Here is a 25,633-nt window from a genome sequence, read left to right as displayed (position 1 = left end):
AAAGAAGACATTTTACCAGAAGTTGGAGAACTGGATGAATTAGAGACATTCATAGGTTCAAAAAAAACAAAATCTGGCTATGGACAGCAGTAAATCACTTTACTCAAGGTATTTTAGCCTGGGTTTTAGGAGACCACAGTGCAGAAACATTTGAGCCATTATGGGAAATTGTTGAACAGTGGAAAAGCTATTTTTATGTGACCGATGGCTGGAAGGTTTATCCCAGTTTTATACCCAATGGAGACCAAATTGTCAGTAAAACATATATGACGCGAGTGGAAAATGAAAATACCCGATTACGTCATTATCTTGCACGCCTTCATAGAAAAACTTTATGCTATTCCAAATCAGAACAAATGCTGAGACACTCAATTAAATTATTATTTCATTATTTAAAGTATCAAATTGTACCTACATAAATCAATTCATCCCTCTATTCAGCAACGCCATTACAATAAGTCGAGGTCTAATATCAAGTCCGGCTAATTAGTTATGATTCCCGAATCTATGCAGAAACCCAAAAACCCTTCCCCTCTGCCCCTCTGCCCCCCTGCTCCTCTGCTGCCTTATAGCGGTTCTCAGTTGGGTGCAATATAGTAACAGCAGTGGGTGAACCATCCAATAATGTCTTTTTTCGTTACTGCATTGAGGGCATTTGTAATGGCCTCGTCTAACTCTTGATATGTTCTAGCAGCTTGCGATCGCAAAAACTCTTTCACCTTCGACCAACAGTTTTCAATCGGAGAAAAATCAGGAGAATAAGGAGACAAGTATACCAGCCTTGCTCCAACAGCAACAATTGCTTTTTTTATACCTGTAACCTTGTGAGAACTGAAGTTGTCCATGACTACACACGCTCCTGGCCAAAGACTTGGAACCAAAACTTGAGTGACATAGGTTTGAAAAGCTGATGCATTGGTACCACCAGTAAAAGTCATAGCAGCAATAATGCCTTCTAAGGAAATTGCTCCAATCATCGTCACATTTTTTCCACGCCCATCAGGACGCTCACCATAAGCACGACTACCTTGAGGCGAACGAGCGAAGTGTCTAGTCATCGCTATGTTAACTCCGGCTTCATCAATAAATACCAAGTCAGCTAGCTTCACAAAGCCAATGGTTGTCCAATACTCTGCTCTGAGTTTTTGTACTCGCTCTGTATATCGCTCACTGGCGTGGATTGTTTTTTTTTGCGTGTCAAATTCAGCTTTTGGGTGATTCTTCCCATCGTTGCTCGGCTGACTACAACGCCCGTTCGCTCCTCCAATCGAGAACACAACTCAACCAAAATTGCATCGTTGTCTTCCTCCACCAAGGTGATAACTATTGCCATTTGCTCACTACTTAGTTTACCTGTATTACCTCCACCATGCGCCTTTTGCTCGACTGTCCCACTGCTTCGATATCGCTTTAGTAACTTTTGGATAAAAGTTAAACTCACGCTAAATCTTTTTGCCAGTTTTCGTTGGGAGTCTTCTTGATTATTGTACGCATCAATTATTTTTTGGCGCAGGTCAATGGAGTATGCTTTCATTTGAGATGCACTTTGCTGTTGACTTTGTTCATCCTCCCACATTCTGTATTTCACTCAAGCGAGAACCGCTATAATGATAAGTCTTTAACCGGACATGATATAACATCCAACTGTATATTCTGAGGGCAACTCACTACCAAATATTTGTTCTTTTAACCTTTTGCTAGCGGTTTGTTAACGTTCCTAAGATAACTTGAGGTTGCTGAATATAGATTAATACTAGTAAATTACGTAGTTTTTTTACTAAAAAATAGTTTTTTTGATAGTGATATTGCGATTGTCAATGTGACTTCATTATGTTTGCAAATTATTCCTGAATATCGGCTTTTCAAGGGGTTCTTAAGCAATACAAAATAAATTGAAGGAGACGTATATTAATGGCTTTGACACAAGACGATATTGCTTTTATCTCTTTCAATGCCGATGAAGATGGCTGGTCTATTGTCACATTTGTAGATATAGATCCGAATACTACCATTTACTTCACCGATAATGAAGCTACTAGCCTTACCGCTTTTAACACTGGGGAGTCATATTTTCAGTGGAACTCAGAAGTTAATACAATTAATGCTGGTACTGTAATTCGCTTCAGCGCAATTGACAATGCTGTTAATCTAGCAGCGTCAATCGGTACATTTAGCCGAGTTAGCGTTTCTGGTAGTTCTAACTACGGTCTGAGTGCATCTGGTGATACTATTTATGCTTATCTCGGCAGTAGTGCTAATAGTCCTACTGTATTCCTGTCAGGCATATCAAATGATACTAACAGCCAAGGAACAACTGATTTAACTGCTGCGGGTTTAACGATTGGGACTAATTCAATTTTGCTCAATAGTAGCGCTGATTATGGTGTATACAATGGTTCACGCAATGGAGAGTCCAGTTTTGCAACCTATAAACTCTCTGTTAACAACGTCAACAATTGGACAGTCGATACCGTTAATGGGGACTATACTACGACAGTTGCGAACACCACAAACTTTGCAATCGCCAGTAGAACTCCCACAGTCAACTTATCGGTCAACACTAACTCAGGAACTGAGTCCGGGACAACCCAAATTACTGTCACTGCTACTGCTTCTAGTGTTGTTTCTGGTAATCAAACAGTTAACTTGGCTGTAACGGGAACTGGCATCACAGCCACAGATTACAACCTCAGCAACACAGTGATCGCAATTCTTCACGGACAAACCGCAGGTTTGATCGCTTTCACCATTGTCGATGATGCTGTGATTGAAGGTACAGAAACCGCTACTTTAACCATCAGCAACCCTTCCCCTGGTATCAGCCTTGGCAGCACTACTATTCAAAACATCACCATTACTGATAACGATCTGGTAGTGGGACAAGCCCCAACTATTCAACTAGATACAGCCAGCACCACAAACCTTTTAGATGCGAATAGTGCTTTGTCCGCCACAGGAACAGGGGCAATTAGCGGCGTGATTGGCAATGCCAACGATCCGGCAAAGACAGTGGGCGTAAACTTTGCGATCGCTGAGTCCGATACCCCTGTAGAAAATTTGACCGTTACAGTCACTAGCGGTAATACCGCAGTGGTTCCTAACGGGAATATAACGCTAACTGGCACTGGAGTCAACCGCAATCTGAAAATTAATCCTGTAAGTGTTGGTAATGCAAATATTATAGTTACCGTCAGTGATGGTACTAGTACTGCTGAGTATGCGATCGCATACTCAGCATCGGCGAATAATAGTACTGCCACAACTCAATTTTTAACGGGTACGAATGATGCTTCTACAGCTATTCCCGTTAGCGGGACAACTTGGGATGGCAAACCCAACAGCAAACCCCAATTGCGTGCAGCAACATTTTCTGCCAACTTCAACCCAGAAGGAATTATTAACATCCCTGATAACTTAACAAATACTTCTCAAATTCAATTCGTCAGCGATGATGGCAACAGCGTTCTCTACAACGACGGTACAGCAGCCAAAGATTTATCAGAGAACAATTTCAAAAAGTTTCGCACCGATAGTATTACACTTGGCGCTGTAGTTTTCACTCCTCGCATTCACGACATCCAGGGCGCATCTCACATCTCTGGGTTAAATGGGCAAAAAGTCGCTGATGTCGCGGGAATTGTCACAGTTCTAAAATCTAATGGCTTTTATTTGCAAGACCCAAACCCAGATAGCGACGATCGCACCTCGGAAGGTATTTTTGTTTTCACCTCATCAGCACCAACTGTACAAGTGGGTGACTCTGTACTAGTTGACGGTACAGTGAGCGAGTTCCGTCCTGGTGGTGCTACCAGCGCCAATCTGACTACTACTGAAATTATTAGCCTCACGATTGCTAAACTCTCCAGTGGCAATGCTTTGCCAACTGCCACAATTCTGGGTAATGGCGGTAGAACTATTCCAACGTCGGTAATTGATAACGATACCACTGGTAATATCGAAACTGGAACGACCACCTTTGACCCTGCCCAAGATGGCATTGATTTCTACGAAAGTTTGGAAGCAATGCGAGTACAGGTAAATAATCCTGTAGCAGTTAGTCCGACTAATTCTTTTGGGGAGATTTGGTTACTGGCAGACAATGGCGTTAATGCTACCGGACGCACAGCATGCGGTGGTGTCGCGATTAGTCCCAATGATTTCAATCCAGAGCGCATCCAAATTGATGATACCCTATTTACCTCTGGTAGCTCACCCCAGGTTAATGTCGGTGCTACATTCAGCACGATTACGGGTGTGGTTGATTATAGTTTCAGCAACTACGAAGTTCTGCCCACCTCAGTGACAGTGACTTCTAACACGCTAACCAAAGAAATTACTAATTTAACTCCCACCAATGACCAACTGACAGTTGCTACCTTCAACGTCGAAAACCTTGACCCCGGCGATGGTGCAACCAAGTTTAACAACCTTGCCAGCCGCATTGTCAATAATCTCAAAGCACCAGATATCATTAGTCTCGAAGAAATTCAGGATAATAACGGGCCGACGAATGATAGCGTAGTTGATGCCAGCACCACCTTCCAAACATTAATTGATGCAATTACTGCTGCTGGTGGCCCCACATATCAATACCGCCAAATTAACCCAGTAGACGATACGAATGGCGGTGAACCTGGTGGAAATATTCGAGTGGGTTTCTTGTTTAATCCCAATCGTGTCAGCTTTGTAGATCGCCCCGGTGGTACTTCCACTTCCAACACCACAGTCAGCAATGTTTCTGGTGTTCCTACAGTTTCTAATAGTCCTGGTTTGATTGTTTATATAATTGGCAACCACTTTAATTCTAAGGGTGGCGACCAACCGCTATACGGATCAAATCAACCGCCAACCCTCACCAGTGAAGTACAACGTCAACAACAAGCGACGGTGGTGAAAAACTTTGTTGAGAGTATATTGGCAATTAACCCCAATGCCAACATAGTAGTAGCAGGTGACTTAAATGACTTTGAGTTCTCCAACCCCGTCAGCATTTTAGAAAGCGCTGGACTGACTTCTCTAATTGAAACCCTACCTCAAAATCAGCGTTATACCTACAACTTTCAAGGCAACGCCCAAACCCTTGACCACGTTTTAGTTAGCAACAACTTACGCAGCAAGCTAGATAGGTATGATGTAGTTCACGTTAACTCAGAATTTGCCGATCAAGATAGCGACCATGACCTTAGCGTAGCTCGGTTTAATCTGGCTAAAAACAATGCCCCTACAGTGCAACCGCTTGATGACCAAATCATCTCTACTAACAAAGCCTTCTCTTTCAACGTTAGTAACAAATTTGCAGACATCGATGGCGATACCCTGATCTACAGTGCTACGGGCTTACCCACTGGATCTAGTATTGTTGCTAATACAGGTGTGATATCTGGTACTATCTCCCAAATTGGTATCTTCGGAGTCACAGTTACAGCTGCTGATGGCCAAGGTGGTAATGTTAGCGATACCTTTGACCTGACTGTTGCCAATAATAAGGCGACATCTGGCAACGATATCATCTTTGTCAGCGAACTTACTGATTTTAAAAAATACATAGTCCATGCTCTAGCTGGGAGCGATCGCGTCATCGGCACTAATAACAATGAGTTAATCGACGATGGATCGGGCAACGATTACCTTGATGGTAAGGGAAACGCCGATGTACTCCTTGGCGACGATGGCAATGACACAATCTTAGGTGGGCTTGGCAATGATGGACTTTTTGGGGGCAATGATAATGACCGTCTGATTGGTTGGGGGGGTGGCACAAACGAAATCGACTTCCTCAACGGCGAGCAGGGTGCAGATACTTACATCCTGGGTGATGTTGCTTCAGTTTTTTATACCAGTTCTCACAACAATGATTATGCCGATATTTTCAGCTTCCAAGCAAGCGATCAAATTCAGCTTAAGGGAGTTGCTAACAATTACTCACTAGGGTCAGTTAGATCGGCTGTGGGCATTTTCACCAACAATGGAGTGGAATTGATTGCTGTTGTGGAAAACGGGTTAAATTGCAATACAAATTTGGCAACAGATACTCGTTTCGTCTTTGTTTAACGCAGATTTAATAGGACTTACGCAAAATAGCTCTCAAACTCCGATTTCTTTGTTTACTCTGCGGTTCCTTATTCCCCACTCCCAATTTTCAAAACAGTCTCATTCACGTCTGGAATCTATTTCACAATTAAACATGGTAACTACTAATACAATTCGCTTTTCCCAGTTCAACGCTTCTTTAAACCGTAATGCTGAAGGTCAGTTAGTTAGTGATTTATCTACTCCTGACAATGCTCAGGCAAAGGCGGTTGCTGAGATTATCCAGCGCAATAACCCAGATGTATTGCTAATTAACGAGTTTGACTACTCCCCAGAGGCAGTTCAACTATTCCGGCAAAATTACTTAGCCGTTAGCCAGAATGGTACAACTCCCGTTGACTACCCCTACTTTTATATCGCTCCTTCCAATACAGGTATTGCCTCTGGGTTTGACTTAAACAACGACGGTACAGCAGTTACAAGCCCAGGTGCAGCAGGATACGCCGATGATGCTTTTGGATTCGGAAATTTCTCTGGTCAATATGGGATATTGCTGCTGTCCAAATATCCCATTCACACTGCCAACATTCGCACCTTCCAAAATTTTCTGTGGAAGGATATGCCCAATGCCTTACTTCCCGACGATCCGACAACCCCACAGCCAAATGATTGGTATTCTGAGGAGGAATTGGCAGTTCTACGCCTTTCTTCTAAAAGTCACTGGGATGTACCCATCCAGGTAAACGGCGAGACAATTCACATCCTCGCCAGCCACCCCACACCCCCAACTTTTGATGGTGCGGAAGACCGCAACGGTAAGCGCAACCATGACGAGATCCGCTTTTGGGCAGACTATGTTACCCCTGGTAAAGGCAATTACATTTATGATGACGAGGGTAGAACGGGTGGTATTGATGCTGGGTCAAGCTTTGTGATTGTGGGCGACCAAAATGCAGATTCTTTGGATGGTGATAGTTTTGACAACGCTATTCGCCAACTGTTGCAAAATCCTAATATCAATACTAATGTCATCCCTATCAGTCTGGGTGGTCTCCAACAAACAGACTTACAAGTTGGTGCAAACGCTAGTCAAAAAGGTAATCCTAGCTTTGACACGGCAGATTTTGCCGATACGACTCCCGGAAACCTGCGGACTGACTATGTGCTACCCTCAACTGATCTAACAATTGCCGACTCAGGAGTATTTTGGCCTCTAAATACCGATTCGACGTTTCCCTTGGTAGGTACTTTTCCTTTCCCCAGTTCTGACCATCGCTTGGTATTTGCAGATGTACAAACTGGGCCAACTGAAGCAGGTAAAACCATTCCCAGTATAGGATTTTTAAAACAAACTACCTTCGTTACTGGCTTTATTCCTGCTGGCGCGGCGGGAACTGTAAATGGGGTACAGACTCCAGTGGGTGGATTATCTGGTGTTACTTATGATGCTGCGAATAACCGTTATTACGCTATCTCAGATGATCGCTCCCAAGTTGCCCCTGCCCGTTTTTATACCTTCACTGCCACCGATTCCGGGGTGACTTTTACTAATGTTACTCCCCTAAAAGATACCAACGGCAGTTTTTTTGCAACCAACAGCCTCGATACAGAAGGTATTGCTTTAACCAACAATGGCACAGTCTTTATCTCTTCAGAAGGCGAAGTTAATCCTGGTGCTGGTCGTGTTACTAATCCCTTTATTAAAGAGTTTTCGCTGACTACAGGGCAAGAAGTGCGATCGCTACCTGTCCCCAGCAAATTCCTACCAGTAGTTGAAGATACCAATAATGACGGCGTTGTAGATATAGGTGATACGCAGACATCAGGTATTTACAATAACTTAGCCTTTGAAAGCCTCACGATCACACCCGACCAGAAAACCCTATTCACCGCCACCGAAAACGCCCTTTCCCAAGATGGATTAAAAGCTTCACTTACCAGTGGCAGCCCTTCCCGAATTCTGCAATACAATCTAGTTACTGGACAACCAGAAAAAGAATACCTCTACATTACTGATGCAATACCCGAATCGCCTGACCCTAGCACAGGCTCAGCTGACAATGGTTTGGCAGATTTACTAGCAATAGATAATCGTGGCACTTTCCTAGCGTTGGAACGCTCCTTTGCCCAAGGTGTAGGCAACACGATCAAAATCTACGAAGTTTCTTTGCAAGGTGCAACTGACATTAGTTTCGACAATTCTCTCAATAGTTTGAGTGCTGAAAAACTAGCTAGTATTAAACCCGCTCAAAAGCGCTTACTGTTGAATTTAACTGACCTGAATCTGCCTACTGATGTAAACCACCCGATTACAGGAGTGGATAACATTGAGGGTATTGCCTTCGGCCCCAAACTAGCAGATGGTCGTCAGTCCATTGTGTTAGTGAGTGATAACAACTTTGGTAGCACTCAATATACCCAAATCCTTACCTTGGGTGCAGACTTAGTTCCCACTGCTGCACCCACACTAGAAACTCGTCCTGCTTTATTTGACGATGACGATCCAGCACTACCTGCTGTAGATCAAAATGCTGATGCTGATGACCCTGCTATTTATGTTAATGCGACAAATGCTGCTGATAGCCTAGTATTAACCTCAGTCAAAAATGCTGGACTGCGGGTTTATGACCTGTCTGGTAATTTATTGCAAACAGTTAATCCCGGTGGTATTCGCTACAACAACATTGACCTGCAATACGGTTTTAAATTAGGCAATCAATCTATTGATATTGCCTTAGCTAGCGATCGCCAAAATGATAAACTAGCAATCTTCAAAATTAACCCCAACTCCACCACTCGCGGACAATACTTGGAAGATATCACCGATAGCAATATTGGTACTATTTTCCAAGCATCACCTTTTGAACCTCCCTATTCTGCATCAACTCGCAGTTCTTACGGACTTACCTTATACCGTAGCCCCGAAACTAATGATTACTATGTCTTTACCAGTCGTCGCCAAACTGGAGACATAGCTCAGTTCAAATTGCTCGACAAAGGTAATGGCAAAATCGGTACTGAACTGGTGCGAGAGTTCACCATCCCCTCGCCCACCGCAGCAGAACGTTCTCCCCAAACAGAAGGTATGGTGGTTGACCAAGAAACCGGCTTTCTCTACATAGCCCAAGAAGATGTGGGCATCTGGAAATTCAACGCAGAACCAGATGGTGGCAGAACAGGTAAACTAATCGATCGCGTTCGTTTTGAAGGTGGTTCTCATCTCACCGATGACGTCGAAGGGTTGACCATTTACTACGGCAAAAACGGTACAGGCTACCTGCTAGCATCCAGCCAAGGCGATAGTACCTTTGTTGCCTACACTCGTGAAGGTAATAACGAATACGTGGGTAACTTTGCCATTGGTAACAATGGATCAATTGATAGCGTCCAAGAGTCAGATGGTGCCGATGTAATTAATGTGCCACTGGGGCCTAACTTCCCATTTGGTTTATTTGTTACTCAAGATGGGTCTAATGAACCTGCCAAAACCATTGATGGCGAAAACGTCAACTCGAACTTTAAGCTGGTGCCTTGGGAAAATATAGCCAATACCTTACCCAATTCTTTAAATATCGATACCACTAGTTACAATCCTCGCAATCCCGTTGCCCAACCCAAGCTAACTATCTATAAATTTGACAACCTACCCAAATTAGGCACCACCTCCAAAGGTCAAGATATTTTCTTGGGTGGTTTTTCTGGGTTGTATTTCCAAGGGTTTGCAGCAAATGGCAACCTGAAATTTGTCACCAACACAGACCGCGGCCCCAATGGAGATGCTGATGGTGTCAAAAGACCATATTTATTACCAAACTTCCAGCCAGAAATAGTCAGCTTTGAACTCAATCGCACCACAGGTGAAATCACCATCACCAACAGAACAGGATTATTTCGCCAAGATGGAACGACGCCATTAACAGGACTACCAAACTTGCAAGCTGTAGGAAACGGTTTAGCTTACACAGATGAAATTGGCGTTGACTTAAATAATAATGTTCTTCCTAAAGATCCTTTGGGCGCAGACTTAGAGGGAATTGCAGTTGCACAAAATGGTGACTACTGGATGGTGGATGAGTACCGTCCAGCAATTTATCACTTTGATAGTAATGGTAAGCTAATTGACCGCTTTATTCCTCAAGGAACTGCCACTGCACTCGACCCAGACCAACCCGCCGGAACTTTTGGTACTGAGGTATTACCAGCAGTTTATGCCCAACGCCGCAATAACCGAGGATTTGAAGCTGTAGCACTCCAAGGTAATAAATTATATGCCTTTATTCAGAGTGCGATCGATAATCCAGATGTCGCCAATGATGCGACTTCTAAAGCTTCTCTCAACCTACGAATTCTAGAGTTTGATATTGTCAGCAAGCAGGTGACAGGAGAGTATTTATATCGCCTAGAAGGTCTACGAGGAACCGATAAGATTGGCGATGCAGTTTCTTTGGGTAACGGCAAATTTGCAGTAGTTGAGCGAGATGACAATGCTACATCTGCTGGCAATAAATTAATTTACCAAATTGATTTAGCTGAGGCGGCCAACATCAATAACCCTGCTAATTTTACCTTGCCAGTTGGTAAGACTATTGAACAACTTACCTCTGCAGAGTTAGCTACTGCCAATATTACCCCTGTCAGCAAGAGTTTGATTGCTAATGCTGCTCAGTTGGGTTACACAGGAATCGAAAAATTAGAAGGTCTAGCATTGGTAGCACCCAATACTTTAGCCTTGATTAACGACAACGATTTCAACATTACAGGTAATACGGCTGCTGAAAAACTCGGCATTCTCGAACTACCTAATAATCTGACAACTGTAGAGCCTACTTTCCCGAACGGTTTTGGTTCTAGTAACAACGATAATGTCAATCTTGAACCAGGACAATTCTTTAGTGCAGGTGATGGAGCAGACTTTGTAGAAGGTGCTGAAGGTAACACAATCCTGGCTGGAAACGGTGATGACACAGTGCTTGCAGGCAGTAACTCTTCAGTTTCCGGGGAAGATGGTAACGATCGCATATTTATTGGTCAAAATGGCTCAGTTCAAAATACCAGTGCTGATGGTGGCAATGGTGATGATGTTATTACCGTGGTGGAAGCCAGTGGTAGCAATAATTTGTTTGGAGCAGCAGGTGATGATAATCTCACAGTAATTGAAGGTACTCGTCAATCATTATTCGGTGGCTCAGGTAACGATACCCTCACGAGTAACGGTAGCAATAACCGTCTCTATGGTGGTTCTGGCGATGACAAACTCTTCTCTAATATCAATGACTCCCTGTTTGGTGGAGATGGCGATGATGTGTTATTTGCTAGTCAAGGAGGTGGCGATCCCTACGGGGGGCTGCGCCAAAGCCTTAGCGGTGGTGCTGGTGCCGATCAATTCTGGATTGCCAATGGTAGTTTACCAACTAGCAAGAACATCATTACTGATTTTACAATTGGTATTGACAAAATCGGGCTTGGTGGTATTTGTATCACTCAATTTAGTGGTTTAACTTTATTGCAACAGGGTAGTGATACTTTGGTGAAAACCGGAAATATAGAGTTAGCTTCATTGGTTGGAATTAGCTCGACTAGCCTCACAGCTAATGATTTCGTTTTCTCGGCTAGTATCGTGGCTTAATTTATTCGCCTAGCTTCTCATCAAAAAGTCATTTTTGGGGACATATAGCTGTATGTCCCTACAGCCTATTTATTTGATAGGAAATAATGCGATCGCTAGCCAATTGAAACCGCAAAATTTAATTTTTATCTTTTTAGAAGAATCAAAAATAGTTTGCAAACTCAAGCATAAATATTTAATATACAGCAGATTGCAAGTTAATGAAGTATAAAAATACCCCTCCCTAACCCTTTCCTGAGAAAGGGGAGGGAACTATATTAGGAATTTCCCCCCAATACATCGGGGGGATTAAGGGGGGTAAAGATGTACTTTATTTATATGCAAAATGCTGTATTATTTTTTATTTATTTTTCTCAAATTTAAAAAAATATATTTTAAAGATAAACATATTTTAATCGTTTCTGTCGTTTAATTTATTTTTTTCTTAATCTTTTAATGAAAACATCTTTAATGCGAGCTAAGTTGTCTCATAACTACTATCGACAGCTTTAGATTTGGAATCTAAGTGTTTGACGTTTTTACTCACTAATACAGATTAGTAGTTGACATTCTACTTCATTACTCAAGTTTTCGATAACTCTGAGAAAATACGTTTTTTGTAAATGTATTTTCATATTATTGACAAAATCGGACTTAACGGATTTAGCAAACTATATTCTTCTAACTCTGACATTTACCCGTAATCCCGGTTTATAGCATGAAAAAATGATTGATTTTTTCCAGCAGAGTTAATGCAATTAGAGAAATTGTATAACTGGCGATCGCTCTCAAATCAAACATCTAACAAATATTCTAATTATGGCAATTGAATTAGTCGGTTTTGCCTCTTTACCCGCTGATACTTTTAGTGATGGGCCACCTTCTGGTAAAGATGTTTCAGCGAATGGTAGAACAGGGCCTTTTCCAGGACAGCCAATACAAGGCTTTAGTGGTGTTCAATTTGCTAACAGCAACTCTTTCTACTTCCTGTCAGACAATGGTTACGGTAGCAAAGATAATAGTGAAGACTTTCTGCTGCGAATCAATCGTCTAGACCCGAATTTTAAGGGAAGACAAAATGGCGATGGCACTGTTAAAGTTTTAGATTACATTCAACTGTCTGACCCTAACCACAAAGTTCCTTTTGGAATTGTTAACGAAGGAACTAATGACAGATTACTAACTGGTGCAGACTTTGATGTAGAGTCATTCGTCTTTGATAAAGATGGAACAATCTGGATTGGAGACGAGTTTGGGCCCTACTTGCTGCATTTTGATGCCACTGGTAAGTTATTAGAAGCTCCCATTGATACACCCGACCGCTTCAAAACTTTAAATGGAGAAGCGCCTAAAGTTATTGGTCACAGAGGTGCAAGTGGCTATTGTCCAGAACACACCTTAGAGTCTTACAAGCAAGCAATTGCACGAGGCGCTGACTTTATTGAGCCTGATTTGGTAGTAACAAAAGATGGTGTGCTAATTGCTCGCCATGAGCCTGCTTTAGCAGTTTTGAATGCTGATGGTACTGCTAATTTCAACAATACAACCACAGATGTTTACAAACATCCAGAGTTTGCCGATCGCAAAAAAACAGTAAGTTTAGATGGAAACACAATTACAGGTTGGTTTGCTGAAGATTTCACCTTAGCTGAAATCAAGACTCTACGAGCAGAAGAACGTTTACCTTTCCGCGATCATTCCTTTGACGATAAATTTGAAATTCCTACCTTCACGGAAATCATCGATTTGGTTAAGGATGTGGAAGCCAAAACAGGTAAAAAGATTGGCATTTACCCGGAAACTAAGCATCCGACCTATTTAGCTGATAAAGCCACCTATGTAGGCACTACGGACAAAATACACAGAAACATCAGTCAGTTACTCATTGATACGCTCAAAGCAAATAACTTCACTGACCCTAGTCGCATCTTCATCCAGTCCTTTGAAGTGAGTAACCTCAAAGAACTGCATGATCGCATTATGCCTGCGGCAGGGGTAGATATTCCACTTGTCCAACTTCTAGATGCCAGTGACATTGACATCAACGGCAAGATTATCGAGAGTCAGCCTTATGATTTAAAAGTCAGTGGTGACACTCGCACTTATGGCGACTTACGAACTCCAAAAGGCTTGGCTGAAGTTGCTACTTATGCTGATGGCATTGGCCCTTGGAAGCGGATGATTGTTAGCGTCAAAGGTACTGATGCTAACAATGATGGTAAAGTCGATGATGTCAATAACGATGGAGTAGTTAATGATGCCGATAAGACAACATCACCTCCCACTACTTTAATTCAAGATGCTCACAATGCAGGGTTGCAGGTTCATCCTTACACTTTCCGGGCAGAAGATCAATACTTAGCAGCAGATTACAAAGGTAAGCTAGCACTAGAAATTCAGCAGTTCTATCAATTAGGGGTAGATGCACTCTTCTCAGATTTCCCAGATATAGCGGATGAAGTACGGGATAAACTTAGAGACGATCCTCAATATAATGTAGTGCGATCGCCACAAAACCCCGATGTACTTTCAGGAGATGCTTTTGCTAACTTGGCTAGCTCCAAAGGTTTTGAAGGTGGAGCAATCAACGCCAGCAAAACCAAGCTCTATATGCTGCTAGAAGGGACAGTCCAAGGTGATACTCCTGGTGCTTTGCGGATTAACGAATTTGATTTAGCCAGTCACGAGTACGCTGATAAAAAGCTTTACTACAGATTGGATAATCCGTCAAATTCCATCGGGGATTTAGCAGTCATTAATGATAATGAGTACTTAGTCATTGAACGGGATAACAATCAAGGGGCTGCGGCTAAATTTAAGAGGATCTACAAAATAGACTTGTCTAAAACAGATTCTAATGGCTATGTAGCTAAAGAAGAAGTTGCAGACTTGTTAAACATCCAAGACCCCAAAGACCTCAATGGAGATGGCAAAACTAACTTTGACTTCCCTTTTCAAACAATTGAAAATGTTTTAGTTATTGACAAAAACACCATTTTGCTAGCTAATGACAACAACTATCCTTTCTCAACAGGTCGTCCTGGGAACGATCCTCAAAATCCAGTTATAGACAACAATGAGATTCTAGAACTGAAGTTAGAGAAGCCCCTTAACCTTGCTCCTGGCTTAGGACAACCTCAAGCTGAAGAAATTAATTTTGGCTCCACTACCAGCAATGATATTACCGTTCAGCCAAATCAAACCTTACTCACAGGTGACGGAGCAGACTTTGTAGAGGGTACTAAAAGTAACACAATTGTGACTGGGAATGGTGAAGACACTGTGGTGGTCGGCGGTGACTCCTCGGTGTCCACAGGAGACGATAATGATCGAGTCTTAATTGGCGCAAATGGCCCTGCTAACAACACTAGTGCTAATGGTAATGCTGGTGATGATGAAATTACCGTAGTAGAAGCTAATGGTAGTAATAATCTATTTGGAGCAGCAGGTAATGATACTTTGACAGTAGTTGAAGGTTCGCGTCAATTATCCTTCGGCGGCTCAGGTAACGACACTCTCAAGAGTCAAGGTAGCACTAACCGTCTCTACGGTGGTTCTGGCGATGACAAACTCTTCTCTAATATCAATGATTCCCTGTTTGGTGGCGATGGTGATGATGTGCTATTTGCTGGTCAATCGAGTGGCGATCGCCTCAGTGGTGGTGCTGGTGCTGACCAATTCTGGATTGCTAACGCCAGTCTGCCAACTAGCAAGAATATTGTGACCGATTTTGCGATCGGCATTGATAAAATCGGGCTTGGCGGTGTTGGGATCGCTCAATTTAGTGCTTTAACACTGCTGCAACAGGGTAGTGATACTATCGTGAAAACTGGAAATACAGAGTTGGCTTCGTTGCTGGGAATTACAGCAACTAGCCTAACAGCAAATGATTTCGTTTTTTCTGCTAGTGTCGTTTAGCTAAAAGATGATTACAGCTTAAATTCAACATTCATTCATTAGTTAAGCTGTAGCGAGTTTGCTAATGCGGGGGAATCATATTCCCTCGCTTTTTATATCTATTAGTAATTTTGTCTTTAAAAATTATTCTACTTTTGTCCGAAATCTTAACTTGTTTATAACTTTCCTTAAACATTGAAAAACTATCTTTTGAAACAGTAACCAAAGTTAAGTTCATTTAATTGTCTGCACTAGTTTGTGTGGACACTAAGCATTTTGTCGCCAAATACTACTTAGGTTTCTGTAGCCAATAATTTTTTGCTTGGGTTGAGTGTAATTAATCGCTCATATAGACACACAATTGCTGCGTAGGCGTAGCCAACCGTAGGCATTGCTCGTAGCTCATAATACTTAAGGAGTAATCGGTATGGCTGATACAAACGGCAACGGTAGAAATGTGATTATTTTTGTTGCAGATGGATTGCGTAACGGTTCTGTAAACCCCATTGATACCCCAACTTTATATAGCATCCGTCAGCAAGGAGTTAGTTTCGCCAATAGTCATTCGCTGTTTCCGACATTTACCACCCCGAATGCTGCTGCGATCGCCACGGGACATTATCTTGGTGATACAGGTGACTTTAGTAACACTATCTACACTGGTTTTCCTAGCCCTAATGCCAATGGTAGTGTCACGCCATTCATCGAAAATGATGCGGTTTTGGGGGATATCGATGAAAAGTTCCCCGGTAACAACTTTTTAGATGAAGAGTCACTTTTAGCTTATGCGCGATCGCAGGGTTTCAACACCGCAGCCGTTGGTAAATTAGGGCCTGTTGCCATCCAAGATGTTACACAAGTTAATCGAGAAGGTGGTACCACGGGTACTATTCCTACTCCAGATACAATTATTATTGATGACACTACAAATGGTGCAACACCGCCGACTACAGCCGCCGGTTCACCTTCTGGTGTTCCACTCGAGCCAGATATTGTCAATCGCTTACAAGCTGCGGGTTTAGATGTCAAACCGACACCGCGAGTCCAGCCTGCTGGTAACAACACAACTCCAGGAACCCTGAATGCCAACGTGGCTCAACAACAATACTTTGCAGATGCCACAACCAAGGTAATTTTACCCAAGTTTCAGGAAGACGGTAAACCATTCGCATTAGTTTACTGGTCAAGAGATCCCGATGGTACTCAACATAATCAAGGTGATAGCTTAAACACCTTGACACCAGGTATTAACGGCCCTACTTCCAAAGCTGGGGTCAAAAATGCTGATGATAATTTAAAGCAACTTCTTGACTATCTCAAGAGTACAGGTTTAGACAAGACTACTGATGTCTTTGTTACTTCCGACCACGGTTTTTCTACCATCAGCAAACAAGCTATTGATAGCCAAGGTACAAAAACTACAAGTTATGCTGCTACCCAAACTTATGCAGGCGTAAATCCAGGATTTTTACCCGCAGGCTTTGTTGCGATTGATTTAGCTCACGATCTAAATCTACCTCTATACGATCCAAACCCTACAACTCTTCCCCCAGACCTGAACCACATCCAATATGCCACTGTTGATGCTACACAAGGTCAACGTCCTATTTCTGGAAATGGTGTAATTGGAGGTACAGGTCAGGTAATTGATGGCCAGCTTGACCCAGGTGCAAAAATAGTTGTAGCTGCCAATGGTGGTTCTGACCTGATTTATCTGCCTAATGGCAATGCTGATTTAGCTAAACAGGTAGTGAATTTGCTTTCGCAAAAAGACTACATCAGTGGTATTTTTGTAGACGATGCTTATGGAAACATCCCAGGTGCTTTACCATTAAGTGCGATCGGGCTAAAAGGTGATGCTCAAACACCAGTTCCATCTATAGTGATCAACTTCAAAACTTTTAGCACCGACCCAAATAACCCCAACAACCCTCAATCTCAAGTAGAAATTGCTGATACAACTTTGCAGCAAGGGCAGGGGATGCATGGCAGCTTTGGCCGAGGTGATACCTTCAATAATATGGAGGCTATTGGCCCTGATTTTAAACAAGGTTATGTGGACTATGCACCCGTCAGTAATGCTGATGTCACACCTACACTTGCTCGTATTTTAGGGTTAGAAATTCCCAGTAATGGCGATTTGAAAGGTCGTGCCATTACAGAAGCACTGGTGGGAGGCCCGGATGTAGTTCCCTCGACGAAAGAAGTCTTGACTTCGGATGAAACTACTAATGATCAAGCAACAATTCTCGATTCTCAAAGTGTAGATAATACTCATTACTTTACAGCCGCAGGGTTTGATGGTCGCACTGTTGGACTAACAACACTAGACCTTCAATTTGGATCTACCAGTAGTAATGATGTTACCCTCAAGCCAAATCAAACCTTATTTACAGGTGACGGAGCAGACTTTATAGACGGTACTAAAGGTAACACAATCCAGACTGGAAGCGGTGATGACACGGTGGTAGTCGGTAGTGACTCCTCGGTGTCCACAAAAGAGGGTAACGATCAAATCTTGATTGGTGCAAACAGCCCTGCTAGCAATACTAGTGCTGATGGTGGTGCTGGTGATGACGAAGTTACCGTAGTTGAAGCCAATGGTAGTAATAATTTATTTGGAGGCGCGGGTGCTGATAATTTGACAGTAATTGAAGGTTCGCGTCAATTATCATTCGGTGGTTCAGGTAACGACACCCTCACCAGTAATGGTAGCAATAACCGTCTCTACGGTGGCTCTGGAGATGACAAACTCTTCTCTAGTGTGAATGATTCGCTCTTTGGTGGCGATGGTGATGACGTGCTATTTGCTGGTCAACAGGGTAGTAATAGGCTGAATGGTGGTGCTGGTGCTGACCAGTTCTGGATTGCTAACGCCAGTCTGCCAACTAGCAAGAATATTGTGACCGATTTTGCGATCGGAATTGATAAAATCGGGCTGGGCGGTATTGGCGTTACTCAGTTTAGTGCCTTGACCCTATTGCAACAGGGTGCTGACACTATCATAAAAACCGGAAATATAGAGTTGGCTTCATTACTGCAAATTACCTCAACTAGCCTGAGTGCAAATGACTTTGTTTTCTCTGCTAGTGTTGTAGCTTAGTCTGTGCGGCTAGCGCAGCCTGGCAGAAATAACTATCAGTTGAAACAGCGGTTTTCAATTACGTAGACTACAGCAAATAGTTCGTTATTGTGGGGTGAGCATTAAAATGCCCACCCTATTGTCGTTTCGCTGGAGTCCAACCTACCTCGAAAAGGTTACATTACTTATTAATTGCTAAAATCGCTGTATTTCTTGTTCTTCAAGGTATTAATTATTCTTGTTCTCTCAAAATAAGCCTACGTACAGTTAATATTCCCATTGCAAACATCTCTAAAGTTTTAATTTTCGATGAAGATGTATTGGAAATAACTACGATTTTGAAGAAATAAGTCAAAATAGGAGAATTAAATATTAGAACCAGTGCCCTTTCGTACAAACATTGTAAAATTGCGACATAATTTGTTGCGAAATTCGTCTTTTAATATTAATTTCAAAGTTAACGACGGAACTATACTTTGTAAGGAATAATACTATAACTAAAGTATATAAAAGCTTTAGTATCCTTGTGTGGTGTTACAGCTATATTAATTTTCATACATCATTATGTTGCTTATCTTATACCTAATTTAGCTAAGAGTATAACTTCGTATAGTAATTTTTTTAATTAATGGATATTTATGTGTTGACTTCTTCCTTATTTTGAGAGTTTTTATTTTAAGTTATATTTATACTGAAAATTTTAAATAGTAATTATCGGAAATATCTAAATCTTCACTTTACTGTAAGTTTATTCTGATAGGTGTTAATTATTATGTATTATGATTATCAGGAGATCCTAATATTATCAAGTTTGATTTTATTTATTTATACAAATATTAAATATACCCAATTATTCGCTACTCATTTATCTCAGAACAATATCGTACTCAATTTATATAGTTCACTGGTTTCTCGAAAAATCTATATCGTTAATATACAAAAGTGTCTTTAATGTAAATTTTTGAATAAACTTTAATATTTCTCAGTCAGTAATCCTTCTGATTTTATATATTTTAGTAGTTACATTAACTGCATCGTTAACCCATAAATTGCTTGAATGAAAAATGCAGCAACATTTAAAACCACACATTTTGTAAAATAATATATTTTTTGCAGGAATGAAATATGCAATCAATAACTAATTCATTGGCTCAAAATACAAATAAGTTATTGACAGATGAGTGCAAAAATTCATTATCAGAAAATAACTTAGAACCTGATACTTTAACATTACCTATCTTGAAAAAATCCGAAAAAGACCTACTAATCGAGTATAATTATACTGAGCAAGCGTCTATTCATCAGTTGTTTGAAGCACAAGTAGAGCTTACACCTGAGACTGTAGCAGTTGTGTTTGAAGACCAACAGTTAACCTACCGTGAGTTGAATATCAAAGCCAATCAACTAGCACAATACTTACAAAATTTAGGTGTAGGACCTGATGTCCTCGTTGGCATCTGTGTAGAACGCTCCTTAGAAATGATAGTGGGATTGTTGGGTATTCTCAAGGCGGGTGGAGCTTATGCGCCACTTGACCCAAATTATCCAGTTGAGCGCCTCGCTTTTATCTTAGAAGATGCTCAAGTTTCAGTATTATTAACACAAAAGCACTTATTAAATAATCTTCCTCAAAACTATACTCAAGTTTTATGCCTTGATTCTGACAGAGAAATCCTATCTCAATACAGTTCAGAAAACCCCACGAGTTCAGTAACATCTGAAAATCTGGCTTACATAATTTATACTTCTGGTTCTACAGGTAAGCCTAAAGGTGTATTAATTAATCACTTCAATGTTGTGCGCTTATTTAAAGCTACCGAACATTGGTATCACTTTAACCAAGATGATGTATGGACGCTGTTTCACTCCTTTGCCTTTGACTTTTCTGTGTGGGAAATTTGGGGTGCATTAATTTACGGCGGACGGTTAGTTATAGTGCCATATTTAGTTAGCCGTTCTCCCGAAGCCTTCTATAAATTACTTTGCAAAGAAAAAGTTACAGTTCTCAATCAAACTCCTTCAGCTTTCCAACAATTAATCCCCACACAGACAATTGCTGATTCTGGAAACTTAGCTCTGCGTTGGGTAATCTTTGGTGGTGAAGCATTAGAAATTCAAAGTTTAAAGCCTTGGTTTACTCGTTACGGGTATGAGTCTCCAAGGTTGGTGAATATGTACGGTATTACAGAAACTACTGTTCATGTTACCTATCGTCCAATCACAGAAGATGACTTGAGACCAGGAGCAGGTCAGGGCGGCCGCATCATGTCAACAAAAGGATTGTATTTTCAATAAGCTCCCAAATAGTCGCATTAATTGTTGCTTATTGACACAGGTTGAAGCGATCACTTTGAGCTTGGGAAACTAAACCAAACGATAAATGCTGATTTTTTCGTTGGTTCTTAACCTTGGTTGTGATCAAGAGTAATTTAGATGCGTTTGCCCTGAGGAGCAGGTAGTGTGATTGGTTGTCCAATTCCTGACTTGCAATTGTATTTGCTAGATGAGCATAGACAGTTAGTTACTGTTGGTGTCCCTGGTGAAATCTATGTGGGAGGTGCAGGTTTAGCTCGTGGCTATCTCAATCGGCCCGATTTGACTGCGAAAGCTTTTATTGCTAACCCCTTAAGTAACGATCCGAAGGCGCAGCTTTATAAAACGGGTGATTTAGCAAGATATTTACCCAATGGAGACTTAGAATATCTCGGTCGCATTGACCATCAGGTGAAGATTCGTGGTTTCCGAATTGAACTAGGAGAAATTGAAAGAAAAATTGCTCAACATCCTGAAGTTCGCGAAATTGTCGTTCTAGCTAGACAAGAAGAAACAGGCGAAAAGCAGTTAGTTGCTTATTTTGTTCCTCATCAAAACAGTAGTTATATATCTAGTAAATTGCGTAGCTTCTTAGAGCAGCGACTACCTGATTACATGGTGCCATCAGCTTTTGTGTTATTAGAATCAATGCCTTTGACTGTAAATGGCAAAGTAGATAGACAGAAATTGCCAGCACCAAGTAGAGAACGTCCGCAACTTGAACAAGCGTACATTGCTCCCCAAAGCGATTTAGAGCGACTGCTTGCAGGTATTTTATCCGAACTGCTCAAAATAGATCGCGTTGGGATTGATGATAATTTCTTTGATTTGGGAGCAACTTCAATCTCAATTTTACAAGTTGCTGTGCGAGTACAACAGGAACTTGGTATTGAGTTACCTACTGTAAAGCTATTTCAGTATTCAACGATTAGCTCTTTAGCAAATTATTTGGATTCAAACCAGAATAGCCAGCCGTCTTCTGACAAGCTGCAAAATCGCGCCCAACGCCAACAAGCCGCTCGTACTCGTCGCCGTTATCATCAACAAGGTGTTTAAGCAATGGTAAATATGCAAGCATCCGAGAACCAAGATCCTATTGATGGTGTTGCCATTATTGGCATGGTAGGAAGATTTCCTGGCGCTGGAAATGTCGATGAGTTGTGGCGCAATCTGTGTGAGGGATTAGAGTCAACGACTTTTTTTGAAGATGAGGAACTAGATCCCAGTATTGATCCGAACCTTTGCAAAGATCCTAGCTACGTAAAAGCTAAAGGAATTATTTCTGGGGGAGAAACCTTTGATGCTGCATTCTTTGGTATTAATCCCCTGGAAGCTGTAGTTATGGATCCACAGGCTAGAGTTTTTCTAGAGTTGGTTTATGAAGCCCTAGAAAATGCTGGTTATGAATCAGAGTCTTTTGAGGGTTTGATTGGTTTGTACGCTGGTTGCGGTCAAAATACTTATTTTGCTAACCACATTTCTGGACGTATGGAAATTGTCGATCGCATCGGTGAGTTCCAGACGATGCTAGCAAATGAAAAAGACTTTTTGACGACCCGTGCTGCTTACAAACTCAATCTCAAAGGCCCGGCTGTCAGTGTCAATACAGCCTGTTCCACTTCTTTGGTAGCAGTCATTCAGGCTTGCCAAGCCTTAACCAGCTATCAGTGCGATCTGGCTATGGGGGGTGGTGTATCTATGACTACACCTCAAAACAGTGGTTATCTGGCTCAAGAAGACAGTATGTTATCTGGTGATGGGCATTGTCGTCCCTTTGATGCCAACGCTCAGGGCACAATGTTCAACAATGGCGCAGGAGTGGTTGTCCTCAAGCGTTTAGAAGATGCACTCAACGATCGCGATCGCATCTATGCAGTAATTCGGGGTTGTGGTATCAATAATGACGGTGCTGATAAGGTAAGTTTTACGGCTCCCAGTGTAGACGGACAAGCAGAGGCGATTGCGATGGCGCAAGCTTATGCCAACTTTCACCCAGAAACCATCTCTTATATTGAAGCTCACGGCACAGCCACACCTTTAGGCGACCCGATTGAAATTGAAGCGCTGACGCAAGCATTTCGCGTACATACAGATGCTAAACAATTTTGTGCGATCGGCTCTCTTAAAAGCAATGTCGGACATTTAGTTGCGGCGGCTGGGGTAGCAGGGTTAATAAAAACTGCTCTTGCCCTGCATTATAAAAAGATTCCACCTAGTTTAAATTTTGAGGCTCCCAACCCCAAAATTGACTTTACCAACAGCCCCTTCTATGTCAATACCAAACTAGCCCAATGGTCGGAGGGTGAAACTTTGCGGCGAGCTGGTGTGAGTTCTTTTGGTGTCGGCGGTACTAATGCTCATATAGTTCTAGAAGAAGCGCCACAAATCCAAAGTTCAGGATCTTCGCGTCCACAGCAGCTATTGTTACTCTCGGCAAAAACTAGTAAAGCTTTAGAGGCTGCAACAGCGAATTTACAGCAGCATTTACAGTACAATGCCGAAATTAACTTAGCTGATGTAGCTTATACTTTACAGCAAGGGCGCAAAGCTTTTAACTACCGACGCAGTATAGTTTGTCACGATATCACAGATGCGATCGCAGCCCTCCAATCTTTAGATCCAAATCAAGTAAATACCCGTCATACAGAAGTCCGCAATCCAGCCGTTGTCTTCATGTTCCCCGGACAAGGATCGCAATATGTGAACATGGGACTAAATCTCTACAACCGCGAAACTGTGTTTCAGGAGGTAGTAGATGAATGTGCTGAAATCCTTAAACCTTTACTGGGCAGGGATTTACGAGAAATCATCTATCCTGTACCGAGCGATCGTGAAACTGCGGCTATCTCCCTGCGGCAAACCTGCTTTACCCAACCAGCATTGTTCGTTATTGAATACGCTTTAGCGCAGCTGTGGCAAAGTTGGGGAGTTAAACCCCAAGCCATGATTGGCCACAGTATTGGTGAATTTGTCGCTGCCTGTATAGCGGGTGTACTTACCTTAGAAGATGCGCTGATGTTGGTTGCAACTCGCGGTCGCTTAATGTGGGAGTTACCAGGAGGGGCTATGCTCTCAGTGCGCCTACCAGCCAAAGAGTTAGAGCCACGATTGAGTGCAGAACTTGCGATCGCCGCAATTAATAGCCCTTCCTTGTGTGTAGTTTCTGGCCCCACAGAGGCGATCGCAGTTCTGCAAAAACAACTTGAAAGCGAAGAATTTGTCTGTCGTCATTTACACACTTCCCACGCTTTCCACTCTCCCATGATGGATAGCATCATTGCTCCCTTTGCTGAGGTAGTTGGGAAAGTTAAATTATCGCCTCCCCAAATTCCCTTTGTATCCACAGTTACCGCCGATTGGATTACAGTCCAGCAAGCAACCGATCCGATGTATTGGGCTACGCATCTACGCCAAACTGTGCGATTTGCTGAGGGCGTACAAACCCTATGGCAGCAGCCAAAACGAGTGCTGTTAGAGGTGGGGCCGCGAATCACAACGACGACCTTAGCCCGGCAACAAGCAAAAGATATTAAACAACAGATTGCGATTCCTTCTCTAAGTGATAACGCTGAGAACGAAGCTGAATGGACAGCATTACTCAAGGCGGTAGGACAACTGTGGCTAGCAGGAGTATCTATTGACTGGAGCAAGTTCTATCAGAGAGAAACGCGACAACGAATTCCTCTGCCTACCTATCCCTTTGAACGCCAACGCTTCTGGATCGATCCTCTACCTCATCCCAATCGTGCAGCAACTCCCAAACTTTCAAATCCCCAGTTATTAGAAAAGGCCAAAACTCTGACAACATCTCCTCAGCAAAAACTCATTCCCCTGCTCAAAGAAACTATCGAAGAAACTTCAGGATTGGAAATCGCTAGTGTTGACGACTCGACAACATTTTTAGAAATGGGATTAGATTCCTTATCTCTAATGCGAGTCGGGTTAGCTTTGAAGAAAAAATTTCAAGTCAAGGTAACACTTAGGCAGTTACTAGAAATTTGCCCGAATTTAGAAACGCTAGCTGACTTAATCAATCAAGCCTTGTCTTCTGAAGCTTTATCCACACTAGGATTAACAGAAACCGTTGCAGACCCCACTCCAGAAGTACCATCACCAGCACCTGCAACCACATCACCCACTTTGGTAGTCCATGAAGTTCATACAAATGGATCTGCACCTCAGATTTCTCCCCAACCAGCTGCATCTAGTTTCCTAGAAAATGTGATTAATCAGCAGCTACAAATTATGAGCCAGCAATTAGCACTATTGGCTAATCACAGCCAATCAACAATTCCAGTTATACCTGCGGTAACATCTCAAAATAATAATATCAAGCCACAAAATGCTGTATCTATTCCCCCAACCCAAACCAGCAAAGAATCAGCATCGGAAGACACAGAATCAGCAGAAGTTACCAATAACAGCTTACGCAATCGTCCTCCTCAACCTGATGCCAAATTAGGACGAGATCCCCAAGGGAACCCCGCTTGGTATATTCCTGATACTGAGCGACCTGGCAAATATCTACAAGTTGCCAGTTTTTCCTGAAGCAGGGTTAGTAAATATTTAGTAAAAAATTGATATGTCAATTACCTCCAAAAATTAGGTTTTTAACCGATCAATATAATTAATTTACAATCAAAGATTATGCCAAAAGCTTAACACTGGGAATCTTATCTAAGTGTCAAAAAATAATTATTATGTTC

7 protein-coding genes and 2 pseudogenes are annotated in these 25,633 nt (G+C 42.1%); 7 read left to right on the top strand and 2 right to left on the bottom strand.

Translation table 11 applies throughout. From position 1 onward, the window contains the following. Positions 1-419: pseudogene (locus tag ACFE93_RS17570) on the top strand (IS1 family transposase); the annotation flags it as partial. Between the two features lie 159 nt (positions 420-578). Here the strand turns inward: ACFE93_RS17570 and ACFE93_RS17565 are convergent. Both ACFE93_RS17565 and ACFE93_RS17560 read right to left on the bottom strand, forming a co-directional pair. Beyond that, positions 579-1,181, bottom strand: a complete 603-nt coding sequence (locus tag ACFE93_RS17565; RefSeq protein ID WP_375474627.1) for an IS630 family transposase — start codon at positions 1,179-1,181, stop codon at positions 579-581. Next, positions 1,106-1,576 (bottom strand): transposase, encoded by a 471-nt coding sequence (locus ACFE93_RS17560; RefSeq protein ID WP_375474623.1) that lies wholly within the window; start codon positions 1,574-1,576, stop codon positions 1,106-1,108. Before ACFE93_RS17560 ends, ACFE93_RS17565 begins: the two co-directional genes overlap by 76 nt. A 335-nt stretch (positions 1,577-1,911) precedes the next feature. Between ACFE93_RS17560 and ACFE93_RS17555 the strand changes: the two genes are divergently transcribed. The 6 genes and pseudogenes from ACFE93_RS17555 (at position 1,912) to ACFE93_RS17530 (ending at position 25,475) form a co-directional block, all read left to right on the top strand. After that, complete coding sequence (locus ACFE93_RS17555; protein WP_375474621.1) at positions 1,912-6,051, top strand: putative Ig domain-containing protein; 4,140 nt, start codon at positions 1,912-1,914, stop codon at positions 6,049-6,051. Between the two features lie 133 nt (positions 6,052-6,184). Next, positions 6,185-11,656 carry a phytase gene (locus tag ACFE93_RS17550; protein WP_375474619.1) on the top strand — a complete coding sequence of 1,824 codons (5,472 nt, stop codon included), beginning with the start codon at positions 6,185-6,187 and terminating at the stop codon, positions 11,654-11,656. A gap of 798 nt (positions 11,657-12,454) precedes the next feature. Beyond that, entirely contained in the window at positions 12,455-15,553 is a 3,099-nt protein-coding gene (locus ACFE93_RS17545) for an esterase-like activity of phytase family protein (protein ID WP_375474617.1), read from the top strand. A gap of 406 nt (positions 15,554-15,959) precedes the next feature. Continuing rightward, entirely contained in the window at positions 15,960-18,635 is a 2,676-nt protein-coding gene (locus ACFE93_RS17540; RefSeq protein WP_375474615.1) for an alkaline phosphatase family protein, read from the top strand. Between the two features lie 1,104 nt (positions 18,636-19,739). Next, positions 19,740-21,983: pseudogene (locus ACFE93_RS17535) on the top strand (AMP-binding protein). A gap of 3 nt (positions 21,984-21,986) precedes the next feature. Beyond that, positions 21,987-25,475 (top strand): beta-ketoacyl synthase N-terminal-like domain-containing protein, encoded by a 3,489-nt coding sequence (locus tag ACFE93_RS17530; RefSeq protein WP_375474613.1) that lies wholly within the window; start codon positions 21,987-21,989, stop codon positions 25,473-25,475. The last annotated feature ends 158 nt before the right edge of the window (positions 25,476-25,633 follow it).

Source organism: uncultured Nostoc sp., assembly GCF_964247315.1.
In the GTDB taxonomy this organism is placed as follows: domain Bacteria; phylum Cyanobacteriota; class Cyanobacteriia; order Cyanobacteriales; family Nostocaceae; genus Nostoc.
Note: the sequence above shows the minus strand (reverse complement) of the source record. Positions and strands in the feature narration are given on the sequence as shown.

Bases quoted from the DNA above. Each gene is read 5' to 3' on its own strand.
- ACFE93_RS17560 (WP_375474623.1), bottom strand. From the start codon at position 1,576: ATGTGGGAGGATGAACAAAGTCAACAGCAAAGTGCATCTCAAATGAAA.
- ACFE93_RS17555 (WP_375474621.1), top strand. From the start codon at position 1,912: ATGGCTTTGACACAAGACGATATTGCTTTTATCTCTTTCAATGCCGAT.
- ACFE93_RS17550 (WP_375474619.1), top strand. From the start codon at position 6,185: ATGGTAACTACTAATACAATTCGCTTTTCCCAGTTCAACGCTTCTTTA.
- ACFE93_RS17545 (WP_375474617.1), top strand. From the start codon at position 12,455: ATGGCAATTGAATTAGTCGGTTTTGCCTCTTTACCCGCTGATACTTTT.
- ACFE93_RS17540 (WP_375474615.1), top strand. From the start codon at position 15,960: ATGGCTGATACAAACGGCAACGGTAGAAATGTGATTATTTTTGTTGCA.
- ACFE93_RS17530 (WP_375474613.1), top strand. From the start codon at position 21,987: ATGGTAAATATGCAAGCATCCGAGAACCAAGATCCTATTGATGGTGTT.